Origin of the sequence: Rhodohalobacter sp., assembly GCF_034521535.1 — a bacterium.
In the GTDB taxonomy this organism is placed as follows: Bacteria; Bacteroidota; Rhodothermia; order Balneolales; family Balneolaceae; genus Rhodohalobacter.
Genome location: NZ_JAXHMF010000006.1, coordinates 423,422 through 442,779, shown reverse-complemented (window position 1 = coordinate 442,779; position 19,358 = coordinate 423,422). Strand labels below are relative to the sequence as shown.

Annotated in this window: 16 protein-coding genes; 8 read left to right on the top strand and 8 right to left on the bottom strand. The window is 43.2% G+C overall.

All coding sequences use genetic code 11. The features are described from left to right. Positions 1-29 precede the first annotated feature (29 nt). The 5 genes from U5K35_RS14340 (at position 30) to rho (ending at position 6,651) form a co-directional block, all read left to right on the top strand. Entirely contained in the window at positions 30-1,625 is a 1,596-nt protein-coding gene (locus U5K35_RS14340; RefSeq protein ID WP_322572181.1) for an MFS transporter, read from the top strand. A gap of 722 nt (positions 1,626-2,347) precedes the next feature. After that, positions 2,348-2,881, top strand: a complete 534-nt coding sequence (locus tag U5K35_RS14335) for a hypothetical protein (RefSeq protein WP_322572180.1) — start codon at positions 2,348-2,350, stop codon at positions 2,879-2,881. Further along, a complete protein-coding gene (locus U5K35_RS14330; RefSeq protein ID WP_322572179.1) occupies positions 2,874-3,740 on the top strand; it encodes an aminotransferase class IV in 867 nt (288 codons plus the stop codon). Before U5K35_RS14335 ends, U5K35_RS14330 begins: the two co-directional genes overlap by 8 nt. Further along, positions 3,737-5,032: a bifunctional folylpolyglutamate synthase/dihydrofolate synthase gene (locus tag U5K35_RS14325; RefSeq protein ID WP_322572178.1), complete on the top strand. Its 1,296-nt coding sequence runs from the start codon at positions 3,737-3,739 to the stop codon at positions 5,030-5,032. The genes U5K35_RS14330 and U5K35_RS14325 overlap by 4 nt, the downstream gene beginning before the upstream one ends. Before the next feature lie 101 nt (positions 5,033-5,133). After that, positions 5,134-6,651 (top strand): transcription termination factor Rho, encoded by a 1,518-nt coding sequence (rho, locus tag U5K35_RS14320; protein WP_322572177.1) that lies wholly within the window; start codon positions 5,134-5,136, stop codon positions 6,649-6,651. Positions 6,652-7,006: 355 nt separating this feature from the next. On the opposite strand, the gene U5K35_RS14315 is transcribed toward rho, so the two are convergent. Both U5K35_RS14315 and sppA read right to left on the bottom strand, forming a co-directional pair. After that, entirely contained in the window at positions 7,007-7,849 is an 843-nt protein-coding gene (locus U5K35_RS14315; protein WP_322572176.1) for an MBL fold metallo-hydrolase, read from the bottom strand. Positions 7,850-8,005: 156 nt separating this feature from the next. Beyond that, the gene (sppA, locus tag U5K35_RS14310; RefSeq protein WP_322572175.1) at positions 8,006-9,790 is read right to left on the bottom strand and encodes a signal peptide peptidase SppA; all 1,785 of its coding nucleotides are present in this window, start codon (positions 9,788-9,790) and stop codon (positions 8,006-8,008) included. A 112-nt stretch (positions 9,791-9,902) separates the two neighbouring features. On the opposite strand from sppA, the gene U5K35_RS14305 reads away from it, so the two are divergent. Genes U5K35_RS14305 through alr form a run of 3 tightly spaced genes read left to right on the top strand, consistent with a single transcriptional unit; the run spans position 9,903 to position 12,584 of the window. Next, complete coding sequence (locus tag U5K35_RS14305) at positions 9,903-10,169, top strand: NAD(P)-binding protein (protein WP_322572174.1); 267 nt, start codon at positions 9,903-9,905, stop codon at positions 10,167-10,169. After that, positions 10,126-11,511, top strand: a complete 1,386-nt coding sequence (locus U5K35_RS14300; RefSeq protein WP_322572173.1) for an NAD(P)/FAD-dependent oxidoreductase — start codon at positions 10,126-10,128, stop codon at positions 11,509-11,511. Before U5K35_RS14305 ends, U5K35_RS14300 begins: the two co-directional genes overlap by 44 nt. Continuing rightward, complete coding sequence (gene alr / locus U5K35_RS14295; RefSeq protein ID WP_322572172.1) at positions 11,508-12,584, top strand: alanine racemase; 1,077 nt, start codon at positions 11,508-11,510, stop codon at positions 12,582-12,584. Before U5K35_RS14300 ends, alr begins: the two co-directional genes overlap by 4 nt. A gap of 57 nt (positions 12,585-12,641) precedes the next feature. Here the strand turns inward: alr and U5K35_RS14290 are convergent, their stop codons facing one another. The 6 genes from U5K35_RS14290 to U5K35_RS14265 all read right to left on the bottom strand — a co-directional run bounded on the left by U5K35_RS14290 (position 12,642) and on the right by U5K35_RS14265 (position 19,211). Next, entirely contained in the window at positions 12,642-13,199 is a 558-nt protein-coding gene (locus tag U5K35_RS14290) for an FKBP-type peptidyl-prolyl cis-trans isomerase (RefSeq protein WP_322572171.1), read from the bottom strand. Positions 13,200-13,263: 64 nt separating this feature from the next. Continuing rightward, positions 13,264-14,124 carry a twin-arginine translocase subunit TatC gene (gene tatC / locus U5K35_RS14285; RefSeq protein ID WP_322572170.1) on the bottom strand — a complete coding sequence of 287 codons (861 nt, stop codon included), beginning with the start codon at positions 14,122-14,124 and terminating at the stop codon, positions 13,264-13,266. Between the two features lie 55 nt (positions 14,125-14,179). After that, positions 14,180-15,478: a serine hydroxymethyltransferase gene (gene glyA / locus U5K35_RS14280; protein ID WP_322572169.1), complete on the bottom strand. Its 1,299-nt coding sequence runs from the start codon at positions 15,476-15,478 to the stop codon at positions 14,180-14,182. A gap of 3 nt (positions 15,479-15,481) precedes the next feature. After that, positions 15,482-15,925 (bottom strand): ribose 5-phosphate isomerase B, encoded by a 444-nt coding sequence (gene rpiB / locus U5K35_RS14275; protein ID WP_322572168.1) that lies wholly within the window; start codon positions 15,923-15,925, stop codon positions 15,482-15,484. A gap of 107 nt (positions 15,926-16,032) precedes the next feature. After that, on the bottom strand, positions 16,033-16,938 hold the full coding sequence (locus tag U5K35_RS14270) for a DUF4249 family protein (RefSeq protein ID WP_322572167.1): 906 nt from the start codon (positions 16,936-16,938) through the stop codon (positions 16,033-16,035). A 5-nt stretch (positions 16,939-16,943) separates the two neighbouring features. Then, positions 16,944-19,211, bottom strand: coding sequence for a TonB-dependent receptor (locus U5K35_RS14265; RefSeq protein WP_322572166.1), 2,268 nt, complete (start codon positions 19,209-19,211; stop codon positions 16,944-16,946). Positions 19,212-19,358: the final 147 nt, after the last annotated feature.

The window sequence follows — 19,358 nt, the reverse complement described above, 5'->3', positions numbered from 1 at the left end:
ATTTTTTAAAAAAATATAAATAAACAGACATGAGTGTAACACCGAAACCACGTCCCAAACTTACCTTTTGGGAGATCTGGAATATGAGTTTTGGATTTCTTGGAATCCAGTTTGGGTTTGCCCTGCAAAACGCCAATGTGAGCCGAATTTTTGAAACGCTGGGTGCAGATATTGATGCCATTCCCATTTTATGGATTGCTGCGCCTGTAACGGGTTTGGTCATACAACCTATTATTGGGTATTTCAGTGATCGAACATGGACCCGACTCGGCCGGCGACGTCCCTATTTTCTCTATGGCGCGATCGCTGCATCGATAGCCTTAATTATTATGCCCAATTCACCGGCCCTGTGGGTAGCAGCCGGGATGCTTTGGATATTGGATGCCTCGATCAATATATCGATGGAACCGTTTAGAGCTTTTGTAGGTGATATGTTGCCCTCAGAGCAGCGAACCAAAGGTTTTGCAATGCAGAGCTTCTTTATCGGTACCGGAGCGGTAGTTGCTTCGGCTTTACCGTGGATGATGACAAACTGGTTTGGTATCTCGAATACTGCACCTGAAGGTATTATTCCGCCTTCAGTAAGATGGTCTTTTTACATTGGCGGTGCGATTTTCCTGCTCGCGGTTATATGGACAGTTTTTCGATCACACGAGTATTCACCGGAAGAACTTGAAGCTTTTGAAGCATACGAAGATGATCAGACTGAAGATTCTGATGAGGTAAGGAGAGAGGTTCCCATTGAAGCAGGAGAGGGGCAAAAGAAAGTAAATTTTGGTTTGCTGGTCACACTTTTAGGGATAGCCGCTACAGCAGGAGTCTATTTTCTAAACTATGACGCTGAACTCTATATCGTTACGGTTGGTCTTGCAGTACTGGGCGTTGTATCATTTTTGGCCGGATTCATTCAAAGAAGCGGGAAGATAGATCAGGGATTGGTCGTAGTGGTTCACGATTTTCTGCATATGCCCAAGACTATGATTCAGCTGGCCGTTGTTCAGTTTTTTTCCTGGTTTGCACTTTTTGCCATGTGGATCTATACCACCGCTGCAGTAACCTCACATATCTACGGAACCAGTGATACCACATCCTTTCTGTATAATGAAGGAGCTGACTGGGTGGGAATTCTGTTTGCGATTTACAATGGATTTGCGGCAGTAATCGCGTTTGGACTTGCACCTATGGCCAAGGTCACCAGCAGAAAAATAGTTCATGCTGTGGCGCTTGTAGCCGGTGGATTGAGCCTGATTGGAATTTATTTTATGAATTTTTCGGTCGACCTTTCAACTATTGGAATAGACTTTGTTATAACGTCGCCAATGCTGCTGGTTATACCCATGCTGGGAATCGGTTTTGCCTGGGCAAGTATTTTGGCGATGCCTTATGCGATTTTAGCAGGGTCACTGCCATCCAAAAAGATGGGACTTTATATGGGCATTTTTAACTTTTTCATTGTGATTCCTCAAATTCTTGCAGCCAGCCTCCTGGGATTTGCTACCAGAAACTGGTTTGGTGGCGAGGCGATCTACTCTCTGATGCTGGGCGGTGCCGCAATGATTGTAGCCGCGGCTTCCATGTATTTTGTGAAAGATGTGGATGACACCGATGAACCTGTTCTTCCGTAACTCATTAGGCCTAAATTTAAGATTTAGAACCAACGCCTGACATCAGGAGTTGTCTCGACTCCATTTCGGTTCACTCTGTTCACCTGCACTCCGCTACCAGTGACAGATTGCAAGCAAAAAGATTTTGAAGGCTTCGAAATCCCCTCTCGAGAGGGGATAGAATCACAAAACAGCGCGAAGCGTTGGTTTTGTAATTCAGGGGTGTGTTCGAATAAGGCCGCGAAACGGAAAACCAGTTCTTCACCAGATCAACGTATGCAACACACCCCTCGCTAAACTCACTCGGCTTCGCCGTTTCGTTTACGCTTTTTCGCTGTCGCGTGCAAAAGATGAGCCCTCTCAACAGGGGATTATAGAGTCTGTCACAAAGAGGGACCTTTTTGAGTATGATTTAGAAACTACTCAAAACGTCACCCCTTCCTTGTGCCGTGCGTTTGCGGCATAGGGAAGGGGACGGGGGATGGGTTCGAACCAATCTGTCACCAGCAGCGAATTTCCGACGCTTTTGTCGATACGTAGTCGAGACATCTCATGCAATAAAAACAACAAAAACGTTATCCCTATTAAGGGTTTCTTTATGTTAATTAACTCTCCTGGAAATCGTATTGGACATATATATGAAGACACAGTATTTAAGAGTGTAAAGTTCAATTCACACTCTTATTTTAAGGCCGTATTATTATTCAGAAATTCCTTACATATCGATTAGTAAACCATCTTTTATGAGACTTGATCCAAAATATTTTAATCTGTTTATAGCTATCTGTGCACTTCTGACCTTGATTGTGATTGTGTATGGAACCATAAGCTATTCCAACAATCAAGAGTTGGACTTTCGGGAATCTTTGAGGGATATCAGGCTGGATACTCTTTCATTTGCAACCTATGCCAATCAAAAAGATTCGCTATTTGCCGATGATTTTAAAGGTTCTCCGACTATGATTCAGTTTTGGTCAACCTGGTCCGGAAAATCTCTATCCGTAAACCGTTTTTTAGAAAAAAATCAACAAGATTATTCCGGTTTAACCATTATTGCCGCTGCTGTCAGGGATTCGGATGAATTGATTTTAGATCACATAAACAGCACATCCAATGATTTTATCTACGTAGAGGGAACATCCTTTTTTCAAACGCTTTTAGTTCCCGGCGTGCCTTCTCAGATTTTCTTAGATAGCGACGGAAAGTACTTCGACGCACAGGTAGGGGATGACACTACAGCAATCAGGGAGAAATTAGACCGGCTGTATTATGAGTGATCGTCCCCTGTATGTTTGTTTGAATGGAAATATTATCAAGCAGGAGGAAGCTCTTATTCCTGCGAACAATTCAGCACTGTATTACGGAACAAGTTGTTTTGAAACATTGCTTGTTCAAAAATCCAGATTTTTTAAGCTAAAAGAGCATATTGATCGACTGAATCGGGGCATGGCCTATTTGTCGGGAGGCAAAGTTCAGGATGTAGCGGTTGATCAAATAAAAAGCGATACGCTGCGACTTTTAAAAGAAAACCAGATAGAACAGGAAAGAGTTAAAGTTCGGATCCAGTTTTCTCTAATGGAAGAGAGTGGATATAGCGAAACCCGGAATCCAAGGTATTTTTTACTGATTACCGTATCGAAGGCTGCAGAATCTGTAAAACCTCTTATAGTTACAATAGCAGACACCAGAGTAGTGCCTTCCAACTCAAGGCCGGCAGACCTGAAGCTGAGCAACATGCTGCACTACAGACAGGCGTGGAGAGAGGCAAAATCCGCCGGAGTGGATGATGCAATCTTATTAACGACGGATGACGTTTTGGCCGAGACTTCAATAGGAAATCTGTTCTGGAAAAAAGATGATGTGATTTACACTCCGTCAACAGATTGTGATATTCTTCCCGGTATTATGCGAAATAGTCTGATCGATATTTTGACAAACAAAATGAATTTGAAAGTGATGGAAGGGAAATATCGTTTTAGTGAACTAAAAGCCGCAGAATCGGTTTGGATGACAAACAGTGTGAGAGAAATTCAGGCAATTTCTGAGGTTGATGGACGTGAATTTGAAACCGACCAGGCATTTATTGGTCAGTTAAAGAGTCGGTTGAAAGAATATAAGACAGAGCATCGCAGTTGAATAAAAATCAATTTGATACCATAGAAAAAGCAGAGGCTTTTTTACTCTCCATTCCTAAATTCGGCAATGTTGGGCGATCAGCGGCGAATTTCAGTCTGGACCGAATGATTTCATTTTGTGAACTGATGGGAAATCCACAGAACAGTGTGCCCATGATTCATGTGGCCGGCACTAATGGAAAGGGAACAACCTGTCAGATGCTGGCGTCAGTTTACCAGGAGGCGGGATATAAAACCGGTCTCTACACATCGCCACACTTGATAGATGTAAGGGAGCGGTTTAAAGTGAATGGCGAATGGATTGATGACGAGCATCTTCTTGAATTTTTTCAAGAGTTTGGGAAGGAAGCCATCGAACTGAAGCTCACATTTTTTGAGCTGACTACAGCCATTGCGTTCTGGTATTTTAATAAGCAAAAAGTTGACCTGGCGATCATCGAAACGGGACTTGGCGGCAGACTGGATGCTACAAATGTGATCGATCCACTGGTTTCAGTGATTACATCCATTGGTTATGATCACACCGATATTTTGGGAGATACACTCGAAGAGATAGCAGCAGAAAAGGCGGGAATTATCAAGCTAAACAGACCGGTTGTTTTAGGGCGATTGGAGCCGGAAGCCCAGAGTGTAATTGAATCCATCGCTTCAGCGAAAAACTCAGAAGTTTATCATTCTCAGAAATTGAATCCGGAATTTAAAGATGGACACTTTGTACTGCATCCGGCAGACAATTCCATTTATATCAATGCGAAAGGAAGGAAAAAAATTGATGCTGTAAACACAGCCATGGCATGGATGGTGGTTGGGTTGACTCAGTCAACATTTCCGGTACCTGATGAAGCGTTTGTTGATGGGATAGAAAAGATGGATCAACGGTTTGGGAATCATGCACATTTTTCTAGGATTCATCCAAAAAAATCCTGGTACTTTGACGGAGCTCACAACGTTGAATCAACCAGGGAGCTGGTTAAAGAGCTGAAAAGCATGGCGTCTGTCGAAAATTGGACAGCTGTGTTGAGCTTTATGGATGATAAACTGAATCAGGAGATAGCGGATATCTGGAATGAGTTTCCAAATATCATGGTTTTTGAGCAGGAAGGAGATCGGGCAGCAAGTATCAAAAAAATGAATAGCTATTTTCCCTCTTCAAAAGCAATAAACAGTGATAAAGCCACCCAACTATTTACCTCAGATGATAATAAAACAGAATTAGTAATTTTTAGCGGAAGTTTTTACTTTTACAAGACCGTAAGGAACTGGATGGGAACAGAAGCTTACGAAAATACATAAATCTTTCCGCTCTAAGCAGAATCACTATTCCCCTTTGCGCACATCGACTACTACGTTGAGCGTTATTCCAAATGAATTTACTCAAGAACTAAAATCTCATTATGTCGGACACTCAAACCGATAAGGATACAAATATCGACCTGGATAATTTACATACCAAAACGGTCAAGGATCTTAAAGAAATTGCCAAATCGCTTGGATTGAGAGGTGTAACTGCATTGAAAAAGCAGGCCATCATCGATCGAATCCGTAATCAGGCAGAATCTTCCAATAAAAGTTCTGATCAAAAAGAGAAACCGTTGCAGAATATTACATACGGTAGCAAGGATCATATTCAAACTTACGACCAGGATTCAGATTCCGGTAAGTCGAAACGAGGCGGTCAGCCAAATAAGCGTCATAAGAGTAATAAGAAGCCGAATAAGAAACATGTAAGTAATGTCTTGCCTGAATCGGATGCTCCCACTCTGCAGGAACGCCTGGATGAAATTACCCCTCAACTGGGCAAATTCCTTCTGAACGAAGGGACGCTCGAAATTTTGCCGGACGGCTATGGATTTCTTCGCTCTGTGAATTACAACTACAAGGCGAGTCCCGATGATATTTATGTATCTCCATCACAGATCAAGCGTTTTAGATTAAAACAGGGAGATTGTGTGATCGGAATTATTCGTCCTCCAAAAGTGGGAGAGCGCTATTTTGCACTGCTTCGGGTTGAGGGTGTGAACGGTAAGATTCCAACCGACATGGACAATCGCGAAGATTTTGAAGACCTGCTGCCTGTCTATCCCGATATGAGGTTTAAACTGGAGCACAAACCTATAGAATACACCACACGACTTGTTGATCTTTTTGCACCGATAGGAAAGGGACAACGGGGATTGATTGTTGCTCAGCCCAAAACCGGTAAAACGACTATTCTTCGAAATATCGCGAACGCGGTAAATGAAAATCATCCGGATACGAAGATTATCATTCTTTTAGTGGATGAACGTCCCGAAGAGGTTACGGAGATGGAACGCTCTGTTCAAAATGCAGAGGTAGTTGCTTCAACATTTGATGAGAAACCCGAAAACCATGTTGGACTATCTGAAATTGTATTCGAAAAAGCCAAACGACTTGTAGAGAGCGGACAGGATGTACTTCTGCTGATGGACTCCATAACACGATTAGCCCGCGCCTACAACGTGGCCACAGGCAACTCCGGACGTACGATGACCGGTGGTGTGGATTCCGAAGCTTTGAAAGCTCCTCGACAGTTATTCAGCTCTGCACGGAATATTGAAGGCGGCGGAAGTCTCACGATTATCGCCACGGCACTGGTTGAAACCGGTTCACGAATGGATGATGTGATTTTTGAGGAATTTAAAGGAACCGGTAACATGGAGCTGGTACTTGACCGGCGTCTTGCTGAGCGAAGAATCTATCCGGCTATCGATATCTTCAAGAGTGGGACCAGGAGGGAAGAGCTCATTGTTCCGGATCAGGAGCGCGAAAAAGTTGTACTGCTTCGCCGTTACCTCAACAAGCACAACGCGTTTGAAGCGATGGAATTCCTGCTAGATAAAATGAAAGGAACCCGATCCAACGAGGAATTCCTGATTTCAATGAATAAGTAGGATCTAAAGACCTGACAGCATGTGAGCGAAGCGAACTTCTGTCAGCGTCTGTTCGCGCTATATTCATCTTTGAGGTTTTACCTTTTACAGCATTAGCCACACCCTATACAGACGCTGTCAGGATCCCGACCCGAATTCTTTTGGTTCGGGAACGCTGACAAGTCTTTTAAAACTTCTCGCCTGACGGCTCTAAGAAAGACTAATCTACAGAAAACAAACCCCTCAGCCGTCTGACGAGTTTCATGATTAATCAATCATTTCTCAAAATGGAACTCGACGCATCTAACAATTCGACAGTCGAATATTTTGTGGCAGGTTTAAGTTTTGCGGTAAACCCACTCGGCAGTCGAAGAATCTACTTCTTCAAGATATACCGTCGCTTCTCATCAATTGTCAGCTGCCCTGTCTTTTTGTACAGCGAGTGATAAAAGTACATGATCGCCTTTTCCTGATATGCTTTTCGCAGGATAAGCTTTTTTGCCTGATGTGCCTGTGCCGAATCCAATACCGTTTGGGGGTGGGATGGCCGGTTCAGATGAAACTCTGTCGGAATCAAATCGCCCATAAAGTAAGCGGTCTTTTCTGAGTCTTCAATCCGTACGATTGTATGCCCGGGAGTGTGTCCGGCGGTTTTTATAATCTCAATGCCGGGAATTACGGTAAAGTTATCTTCTTCGAGGAATTTGATTCGATCCTCCGCAACGAGTTTGTAAAGTTCATCCAACCGATAATCGGCTCCAATCAAATCCGGTGAACGCCCAATCTGTGAGAGGGCGTATTCCCATTCCTCTTTATGGAGATAGTAAGTGGCGTTAGGGAAGGTGGCTGTGGTTTCAAATTTGTCATTCACAAACGTGGAACCGGCAGCGTGATCAAAATGGAGATGGGATAGGATAACATGATGAATATCCTCCGGCCTCAGTCCGAAAATTTTTAGATTCGTAACTGCATTGGAGGTGTTTTCGTACTTGCTGTTATGATCGAGCCCCCAGCCAAGTCCGGGATCAACTACAATATTTTCTTCACCGTTTGTAATCAGTAGCGGATCAATGCCAAGAGCGGAAGAGTACTTGCCAAGATTTGGATCATCCAACGGATTTTCGAGCCGTTTCGGGTCCATTTTTTGAATGGTTCCGTCTTCAAAAAGTTCAAAAAAACCTTCACTCAACTGCTCAATCGTAAATGTCTCTTTTATCATGATGATATTTAATAAAAAAAGAGAGTGCTTCCAGACTAATTCTGAAAGCACTCCAATATGATGATTTCATCAAAGATAGTGATGTTTTCACTTCATCCCGACAAAAAAATGGGATTACGCTAATTCAACACAACGATGTAATAAGTATAAAATTTGTCAGTTTACATCAACCTGAATGGGCAGCAACATCCAGTTGTGTCCTTTCGGCTGATCCATTAACTGACGAACCGTTTGCGCTTCTTCCAACAGATCCTTTGGCATCCAGGATGTAAGCATAGAGTGCATTTTTGCATTTGCTGAACCAAATAACGATTCGAACAGATCTTCTGCCTTCGGATAGGTATCGAGTCTGTATTCTTCAATTTTGGCCATATCCGCGGCAACTTCAATCGCTCTGTCCAAGCCGCCAACCTCATCGATCAGTCCGGCTTCTCTTGCCGCTACACCGGTATAGACTCGTCCCTGTGCTACTTCGTGAGTTTCATCACGACTCATTCCGCGTGCATTAGATACTCGCTTGAGGAACATTTCATAACCACTTTCCACATTTTGCTGGATGATTCGGCGTTCAGCCGGTGTAAATGGACGTGTCAGATTCAATAAATCGGCGTACTCATGAGTTTTTATTATTTCGTACTCGATTCCGATTTTGTCGGATATAAGCTCCTCGGCGTTAAACAGAAGATTGAAGATACCGATTGATCCGGTAATCGTGTTTTTACCTGCCAGAACGCGATCAGCTCCCATAGCCATATAGTAACCGCCGGATGCAGCTACGGATCCCATTGACGCTACAACCGGTTTTTCCTCGGATGCCTGTTTGATATAGTGCCAGAGAAGATCGGAGCTGGTTGCGGAGCCTCCGGGGCTGTTGATGTAAATAACAATCGCCTTAACGTTGTCATCATCAACAGCGCTGTCCAACTGTTTTTTCAATTTATTGGGGGTGATACCGGCTGAGCCAAAGGGGGAATCGACAAGATCAGGTAAAATCATACCGCTGGAGTAGATTACGGCAATTCTATCTGATGTATCCGGTACGTCAAGTCCTGCGCTATTGGCTGTTACGCGGGCATATCGGCTAAATCCGACCGTATTGAGATCGTCATCCTCATCCATTTCAAGTCGTTGCTTGATGATGTCTTCAACTTCATCTTCAAACGCATACGCGTCAATTAAACCGTTCTCGATTGCAAACTCAACTCGTTCAATAGGAGCGGAGTTTAGCAGTTCATTAACTTCTTCCGTCGATTTTCCGGTTCGTTTAACAACAGCCTGAACAAATGTATCGGTGGCTGAGTCAAGAATTCCGCGGGTCTGTTCAATACTTTCAGGCGAAGCAGTTACATTGATATAAGGCTCAACGGCTGATTTATATTTTCCTACTCTGAAAATTTCAGGTTCAATTCCAATTTTATCAAGCATCTTGCCGTAGAAACTGAACTGAGCTACAAAACCGTTAAATTCGAAATTTGTGACAGGCGGTGTAAAAATACTGTCGGCCAGGGTAGCCAGATAATACGACTTCTCATTCATGCCAATGTCATCGGTACTGAAATAGAGAGGTTTTCCGCTCTCTTTATACTCTTCGAAATAGCGATAGGCTGTCTCAAGATTTGCCCAGGATGCCAGTACCTGATTGGTTTTTACCCAGACGGCTTCAATATTGTCATCGGCTGAGGCCTTATTGAGGTTTGATTTCAGATTTTGTAGAGACATTCTGTTTTTTGCGCCCGGATTGAAAAGCTCCTCGATTGGATCATCGGAAATATAAGCAGGTATATCGCCGGTCATGTCCATGGTAAGAACGGTGTTGGAGCGAATATAGGGTTCGGGTTCTGATGAACTGCTGACAAGTGTTGCAAATAGGATGAGTATGAGAACCAATACTCCCAAAATGGTGCCTAAAATAGAGGCGAGAAAAGTTTTAAAAAATTGCATTATCTGATGGTTTACTTATTATTTTTGAAAAACCTGAATGAGGTCGCTTTATCTGTTGTTGAGTGAACTTACTAAATCTTAAAATTCAATCCACGTCTAACCCTTACGAAATATGAAAGAATTTGATGCACTGATTATTGGTTCCGGCCACAACGGATTGGTGACCGGAAGTTATCTTGCAAAAGCCGGCTATAAAGTAGGGGTATTGGAACGAAGAGACACGATTGGAGGGGCAGTTTGCACAGAAACGATGTTTCAGTCGGAGGAGAATCCGCATGGCTTCCGGATGGATGTCGGTTCTTCGGTGCATATTATGATTCACCAAACCGGAATCATTGAAGAGCTGGAGCTTGACCAATTATGGATTGGAATATATTGAGATGGATCCCTTTATGAGCTATCCTGTTCCCGATGGGAAAGGTGTGATCCATTTTCATAAAGATCTGGAGAAAACACTGGAGTCGATTGCCAAAGTAGCACCAGAGGATGTTGAGAACTACCGGGAGTTTATTGATTTCTGGAGTCGCATCAACAAAGGTGTGCTGAAAGCTTTTATGGTACCGCCCACGGGTAAAAATATTTTCATGGAGATGGCAAAAGGGCAGATTCGGGACGGCTCTATGTTTAAGAAAGGGGAGCAGATGGACGGCCTCCAGAAAATTTTGGGCAGTTACGGAAGTGTGGTCGATAAGGCATTTGAGAACCCGCACTTAAAAGCGGCATTGACTTGGTTTGCTGCTCAATCCGGACCGCTGCCCGATCAATCAGCCACAGGTGATTTTGTGGGGTGGCAGTCGATGCTGCACCAAAGCGGGGCAAAGCATCCGAAGGGAGGAAGCGGGATGCTCACACAGGCAATGAAGAACCTGATTGAAGCGCACGGCGGTGAGGTGATTGCAGACAGTCCGGTTCAAAAAATTGATATTCAGAATGGAAAAGCAGTAGGGGCTTACACGGAATCGGGTGATTACTACAAAGCTGATCTGGTTGTATCGAATGCACACGTTCAGACTACAATGCTGAAGTTGGTTGGACGCGAGCATCTGGATGATTCACTCTTCAAAAAGGTGGAAAATATTCAGGTAGGCAATGGTTTTGGGATGGTGATTCGTTGTGCTGTTGAAGAGTTGCCTCAATACTCGGCTGCTCCGGATGATCCGATCATTCATAACGGCATGCAGCTTTTGGCACCTTCTGTAGATTATATGAACCGGGCAATCGGAGATTACATGAAAGGGAATCCGCCGGAAGATCCCGCCGTGCTGGCTATGACGTTTTCAAAAATTGACCCTGAAGTAGCCAAAGACGGAAAGCACACACTCTTTGCCTGGGCGCAATGGCATCCTTATGAATTATCAAATGGGGAAAATTGGGACGACATTCGAGAACGGGAAGCTGAAAAAATCTATGGTGTAGTTGAAAAATATGCGCCAAATATGAAAGGAAAGCTGATAGATTGGTATATTCAGTCCCCGTTGGATATTGAACGGAAGCACGGCCTTTTACGTGGAAATGTGATGCATGTGGAGATGAATTTTGACCAGATGTTTATGTTCAGACCTACACCGGAACTAAGCAGATATGAGACGCCGATTGAGAATTTGTATCTGTCCAGTGCTTCCTGTCACCCGGGCGGGGGTGTGTTTGGAGCTGCAGGGTATAACGCCGCGCATGTGATACTAAAAAAATCGAAAAAGAAACTATTCGGAGCAAAACGTTGAAAAACCATTTTCCAAATTCGTACCTGGAGATTGACTTAGGAGCAATATCAAATAATATTGAATCAATAAAACAGAGAGTACCGGATAAGAAGTATTTAGCCGTTGTAAAATGTGACGCTTACAGCCATGGAGTTGTGCAAGTTGCTAAGCATATTCAGGATCAAGTGGATTGGTTTGCGGTTGCCAATGTGGATGAAGCGATAGAACTGAGAAGAGCCAGCGTAACGAAACCTATACTGGTGTTTGGCGTTCCTACCTATCAAACGGCTGCGGCTTATCAGACTCATAACTTAACGGCTACGGTCAGTCACCTAACTCACTTCTCCATTTTGATGGACGGTACGGATTATCATCTTAATTTTGATACCGGAATGGGAAGATTGGGATTTTCACCCGATCAAGCGAAAGAAGTGCGACAGCAGGCTGTGATAAATCAGAGATTAACGTGCAGTGGAATTTACACGCACTATGCAACGGCTGATGATCCCGGATCAGATTTTGTTGAAACGCAGCACGGCAGATTTGAAAAGCTAATCAAGCATTTTGATGAAATTCCCATAAAGCATATCAGCAACACGGGGGCTGCAACCAATTACAATCTTGATAACTATGATATGATTCGTTTTGGTTTGGGAATGCTGGGGTACAATCCGGGTAAAACACGTCATAAGTGGTTGAAGCCGGCACTTACCTGGAAGTCCGGAATTGCTCAATTAAGACCTGTTAAAGAGGGCGACACGGTAAGCTATGGATCGACCTGGGTAAGCCCGTCTGACGGCTATTTAGCTACGATACCTGTTGGCTATGGTGACGGCATACCAAGAGCGTTGAGTAATAAACTCAAAGTATCAATCAATGGTGAACTGTATCCTCAGGTGGGGAATGTTACCATGGACTATATCATGGTTTATCTTGGGAAGGATAAAGGAGAGATCACAATAGACTCAGAGATTACAATTCTTGGAGGCGATGCCCTGAACGCATCAGATTGGTCGGAATTGGCGGGAACGAACGTCCACGAAATTTTGACAAATCTAAAAGGACGGTTTGAGCGATCACACACCAACTACTAAATAAAAAAGGGAAAGCCCGGTAAAGAACTTCCCCCAAAGTATTTTTCAAAAAATTGCTTAGTCAATAATATCTAGCAAAATCAGATCATACTGAAGTACCGATTCTGTATAGGACGAATTGGCTGCACCCTCGGGTAAATCTCCATAACCTTGTTCAGGCTGTACAATAAGTGTACGTCGCTCACCTTCTTTCATACCCAAAAGCCCCTGTCTCAAGCCAAAAGTATACGAGAGCTGGATATTATAACTAAACACACTCGGGTTGAGCTGTATGTTGCTCACACGAACAGTAGTAGGTTCAACTCGTGCATCATTGTACGTACTGTAGATAATATCTCCATCCAGGGTTCTGACTGTGATAAAGAGGAGTAAATCATCGCGAACAGTTACTGTTCCAAAGCCGTCGCCTTCTTCGTGAATATATGCGGTTATACCTTCTTCTACTTCAACAGGTTCGAGGCCGTCAATGTCGTAAGCATCCGGAACAGTTGAAAAATCCGGTGGAGGAAAGCTGAACGGATCACTGGTGTCACAGGAAGTAATCGCAAAGAGTGATACGGCGAAGATTAAGAGCGTTATTTTAAAAGGGGTAAACTGCATTGATTTCTTTTTCAAAAATTTAAAATGATTGATCTTTTCAGGTTGAAAGGTAACGGGTTTTAATGAATCATTAAACTGATTAAATAGATTCATTAAACGCTTCCTCTAACGCTCGTTTTCGTTGTTTATTTGCGATTTTGCTCAAAAAGATGGCAAACTGATATAAAAACAGCAGTGGTATGGCTATCATTAATTGCGAAACCGGATCGGGCGGAGTGAGAAAAGCAGCCACAATCATAACTGCAACAATTGCGTGCCGTCTATAGGCTTTCATGGTTTCCGGTGTCAAAAGCCCAACTTTCGACAAATAGTAGCTTACCACCGGTATTTGGAATATCACGCCACAGGCGAGAGTCCACATGGCTACAGAGGTGAAGTACTCATTGATGTCGAATTCGTTACTGATTACGGTATCAATAACAAATTGCGTAAAGAACTGGACTGCGAAAGGGACCAGGATTAAATATCCAAAGGTGATACCCAGCAAGAAGAAAAAGTTGATAAACATCGCGTTTAAAAACGTTTTTATTTTCTCGCCGGTCTCCAGTGCCGGTTCAATAAAAGCCCAGAGTTGATAAATTAAGATCGGAGATCCAATAATGGTTCCGGTAATAATTAAGGTTCCCCAGTAGGTAAAAAACTGCCCGGGCAATCTTCTCGAAATTAAGGAGAGGTCTATTGCATCGATCGGCATGATCTGATACATGAAAAAATCAGACCTGGCCGGTCCCAGTATAAATTCCTGAATGATGAAATCGCGATAAAAGAATGCAATAATAACTCCAAAAAGCACTCCAACCAGACCTTTCAGAATTCTCCATCTCAACTCTTCAAGATGGTCTAAAAAAGACATGCTATTGGTAAGATCTTCTTTTGGAGGCTTAGCCTTGGGCAGAATTTTGCCCATGATGCCCCGTTTTGTTCCGCCTTCTTTACTCATTAAGCCAGATTACTCCGAAAATTCTGATTTTCAATTATTTGGTTTCCAAGTTAAGTTAGGCCGTAACAAAATCGTAGAGTGGAAATTTCTCACACATTTCGCGTACCTGCTGTTTAACCTTTTTGCGGTTTGACTCATCTTCCGGTTTTTGAAGTACTTGATCGATAAGTTCTACAACAGAGCGAAATTCATTTTCTTTAAAACCACGGGTAGTCAGGGCAGGGGTACCGATTCGTATTCCGGATGTAATAAATGGGCTCTCCGTATCGAATGGAACCATATTTTTATTTACAGTGATGCCGGCTTCATCCAGCGATTCTTCAGCGACTTTCCCTGTAAGTCCTTTACTGCGAAGGTCAACTAAAATCAGATGATTGTCTGTTCCGCCGCTCACTAAATCGTATCCCAAATTAGTAAACTCTTCAGCCATCACTTTTGCGTTGGCTTTAACCTGTTTTTGATACTCTTTGAAATCCGGTTGAAGTGCTTCACCGAAAGCTACAGCTTTTGCCGCAATTACGTGCATCAACGGACCGCCCTGACTTCCTGGGAATACGGCTGAATCCAGTACTTCACTCCAGTTTTTAGTTCGTCCTGATTTTCTGGCAACGACACCGAGTGTGTTTTCACCATCTTTACCAATTAGTATCATTCCGCCACGCGGACCCCGTAATGTCTTGTGAGTGGTAGTAGTAACAATATCACAAATCTGAAGCGGGTCATTCAGTTCCTTAGCTGCGATCAGGCCTGCTGTGTGCGCCATATCCATCCAAAGAATTGCGCCCACTTCATCGGCAATATCACGGAATGCTTGGTAGTCAAAATCCCGGGTATAGGCGCTGGCTCCGATAGAAATCATTTTTGGGTTTACTTCCTTGGCCTTTTCACGAACTTTGTTCATATCGATTCGGCCGGTCTCTTTATCAACGCCGTAGAATTCAGCATTGTAGGTAATTCCTGAAAAGTTGACCGGTGAACCGTGCGTAAGGTGTCCGCCGTGAGCGAGATCGAGCCCGAGAAGAGTTTCTCCGGGTTTCATCATCGCCAGGTAAACAGCTGCATTTGCGGATGCTCCTGAATGGGGTTGAACATTTACCCAATCGGCTCCAAAAACTTTTTTTCCCCGTTCACGAGCTAGATTTTCAACTTGATCTACAAATTCACATCCACCGTAATATCTCTTGCCCGGGTAACCCTCTGCATACTTATTTGTTAATACGGATCCCATTGCGGAGATGGTGGCCTGAGAAGCAAAATTTTCTGATGCTATCAGTTCAAAATTATAGTTTTGCCGCTCAGTCTCTTTTTCAAGAAATCCGTAAAGTTCCGGATCCTGATTTTTAAGTAAATCCATGTTCTATTTTTTGTCAGTTAAAGAGTGAATCTTTTTTACTCGTCTGTCGTGTCTGCCACCTTCAAATTCTGTTTCGAACCAAACTTTTATAACGCTCTCAAGATCATCATCCGATAGTTCACGGCCGGGCAGGCAGAGGATGTTGGCATTGTTGTGTTGCCGGGTCAGTTTGGCGGCATTATCATTATATACCAGAGCGCCTCTTACATTTGGATACTTATTCGCCGTCATACACATGCCTTGTCCGCTGCCGCAGATCAGTACTCCGAGATTATGTTCTCCGGAATTTACTTTTTCAGAAACCTGAATGGCATAGTCCGGATAGTCTACAGAGTCCGGGGAGTGTGTTCCAAAGTCTACGGGAGTGTGTCCTAAATTTTCTAGGATTTTTTTAGCTTTTTCTTTGGCTTCGAATCCGGCGTGATCACTGGCTATGGGTACAATCATGAGTGTTTAATCTGCATTAGGTTTAGCGGTTAAATATCTCGAAAAAAACGATCACGAAAAAATAGAAAAGGGACTCAATCTTCAAAATGAAATATGAGTTCTGGTTCTTAAAAAGGTCTGTTGAATCTTGTTTGGATTGTATCGGCAGATAGACTCCCAAATACCCCAATTCCACCTTCTATATTGTACAAGAGATTTGGAATTTCTCCGGGTGATAGAGTAGAGCCCCCCAGCTGAACATCCTGTGATCGTATCACATCGGATAGGTTTTTATCTACAGATAGGGTTACTACAAGATTTTCTCCATAAAATGCTACACCGATCCATGGGAATCGAAGCAGAATGTTTCCGTCAGGCAGTGGATCAAAATTGCCTTCATTTATAAGTCCTGAGGAATTTCTGACATATTCGTTGATGTCGACATCTTCTTCATCTTCAATGATGCTTAGATAGAAAGGAGTTAAGTTATCAATAGCCGGTTCGAGTGATATGGTATTAAATACAAAAATATTCTGATCACCTGTTTGCTGCGGTTCAGCCAAAACAATTTCGAGCTGATTTTCACTTTGATAAACCACCGATTCAGGGATTTCATTAACTACATCAACTTGATCCGGTACCGTTGTGGTTGCAGAGATTTGATCGTCACGATCGTTAAAAACAATGTCCAGTTTGTAAGTCCTCAATTCTTCTACCTGATACGACTGAATAAGAGCCGTGTAGATACCGGGCTCTTCTGTAGATTCTGCATATTCAAAGACCTCTTCAGGCTCTCCATTTTCATCAAGAAGAGTTACGAGTACGATTGCATTTCGTATAAAATTATCCTCGAAACTATATTCGGCGTCGGCGGGAGCAGTAGTGCTTAAGCGTATATCGGGTAACGGTTGTTCCGCAATAGCATAACCTTCCACTACGATATACTCCCGGTAATCATCCTGATCATAGCTCTCACAGCCAAACAGAAGCAGTGCTGTAATCGCAAAGAGTTTTACTGTAATTATCTTTTTCATATCAACTAAAAATTAACGGTGTAAGAAACAGAGGGAATAACCGGTAATAGCAGAACATCTTGACGTTCTACCGGATTCTCTTCAAAATCGTAGTTATAAAACCAAATGTTCCTTCTTGAATACGCATTGATTACCTGGAATTGCCATTCGGCATCCCCTAATTTAAAAAATGTACCTTTTCTGCTAAATGATATATCAAGCCGGTGGTAGGAGGGAAGGCGCGATGCATTCAGATTTCCTACAGTAAAAATGTCTCTCTCGCTGCTGCCCCAGGGAACGCCGTTGAACTGTGTTCTTCCCAGAGGTTTTGTGTAAGGTTGTCCGGACGCAAAATTAAAAACGGCGGAAACGCTCCATCTGTCACTCAGTTTATAGGTGCTAACGAAGTTTACGTCGTGAGTGCGATCATATTTTGGAGGATAAAATCTGCCGCGTAATGGCTCATCCAGCAGTTCATCATTAAATCCAGGGAATTTTCGTTTTGTGATTCCGTAAGTATAACCGATAAACCCTGTATAGCGTCCGGTCTGTTTTTCAAAAAAGACCTCTACACCATAAGCATATCCTTCACCGTACCTGAACAGTTCGGAGTAATCCAGGCCTGCTGCATCATTAACGAAAGGATCAAATTCGAAGAGATCTCTCATGGTTCGATAATAAAGTTCTACATCTAAGCCGTATCCTTCAAATGGAATTGTTTTTGCGCCTGCAACAAATTGATCACCGTAAGAGGGAGGTACGCCATCATCGGACGTCAGCCAAATATCAAATCCGGAAAATGCCTCGTTGGTGATGAGTGTCAAATACTGGTAGTAGCGTCCGTAAGCGGCCTGAAGTCTTATATTCGAAAAGGATCTGTTTTCTACAGAAATGCGGGGTTCAAATCTGTAAAAGTCTCCTTCAGCAAATGTATTCAGTCTCAGTCCGCCATTAATGATCCACTGTCGGGTCGGGCGCCATTCATTTTGTATATAGGCCGACAGGTATGTAGACTGTATCCGGTTCGAAAATGTAGGTTGATCATCAAACCGATCGGCATAGCTAAGGGTCAAAATTCCGCCCCAGATTCCTGTTGAAATCGTATTCTTCTCGTTAGGTAAATACTCCAAGTCACCCTTTAGCGAAAAGTCGTAAATTTTGTTATTGCTCTCAAAGGGTGTTCCTCCAATCTCAAAACCGGGCTGATTGAAATAGCGAGAACCTGTAGCAGTAACTGAACTGAAAAGTTCTTCGGAGATGATTCGTCTCCATTTCGTACTCACGGTTTGATTACCATAATTAAGCTTGATGGTCGCGTCTTCCTGAAAGGGGAGGGAAACATTATCATTGCCTGTATAGAAAGCTATGGAGAACCGGTCGTCGGCTGTGGCATCAAAGTTTAGCTTGCCGTTAATGTCATAGAAATAGAACAGATCTGGTACGCTATCTACGGATTGCCGGAGTACAGCTAAAACCGGTTCCAATGTTGATCTTCGTACTGCAATCATCCATGAACCACGGCTGTAAGGGCCTTCGACTGATACTCTTGAGGCAAGTAATCCAAGGCTTACGGAACCTGTTGTTTCATTTCGGTTTCCATCTTTATTAAAAACCGTGAGTACAGAACCCAAACGTCCTCCAAACTCTGCTGGATAACCTCCTTTGTAGAGTCGAACGTCTTTTACTGCGTCCGGATTGAACGTGGAGAAGAATCCAAAGAAGTGAGTGGGATTGTAGACCGTTGTTTCATCCAGCAGAATCAATGTCTGATCGGGCCCTCCGCCTCTGATGTAGAGTCCGCTGGAAAAATCGGATGCGGCTTTAACTCCGGGCAGTAGCTGAATGGAACGGAATACATCCGGTTCTATAATAGCAGGTACTTCTTTAATTAATTCGGTAGATACCTCGGCGCGACCAATATTTCTCTGAGCTTCTCTTTCTGCCTGAGATTCAACTACAACTTCTTCAAGTTCAACGCCTTGAGGAATCAACTCAATATTTTGGCGTAGATTTTCTCCCTCCTCCAGGGTGATCTCTTTTTCAAACCGCTGATAACCAATATATGTGGCTACCAAAGTATAAGTGCCCGGTGTGATATTGGTTATAGAGTAATAACCGGATGTGTTCGTGGATGTACCTCTGTTGATTTCAAGCAACGCAACATTAGCAGAAAGAAGAGTTTCACCGGTTTGACTGTCCGTGATGTACCCGTTTACAGATGCACCGTCCTGAGAGTAGACGGGTTGGGATACAAATCCAATAAGTATGATGAATAGCGTTAGCGTTTTAATCAAAGTATTGTATGATTCTTGTATAATTTTATCATAGACTTGATACGATAGAATTCTGCAAAAGTTTACAAGTTAACACATTAAGCAGTTCGAAAAATTCCAGAGTAGTTAAACGATCCTGTAAGTTTTTAAATTAGCTTTAAACCGATC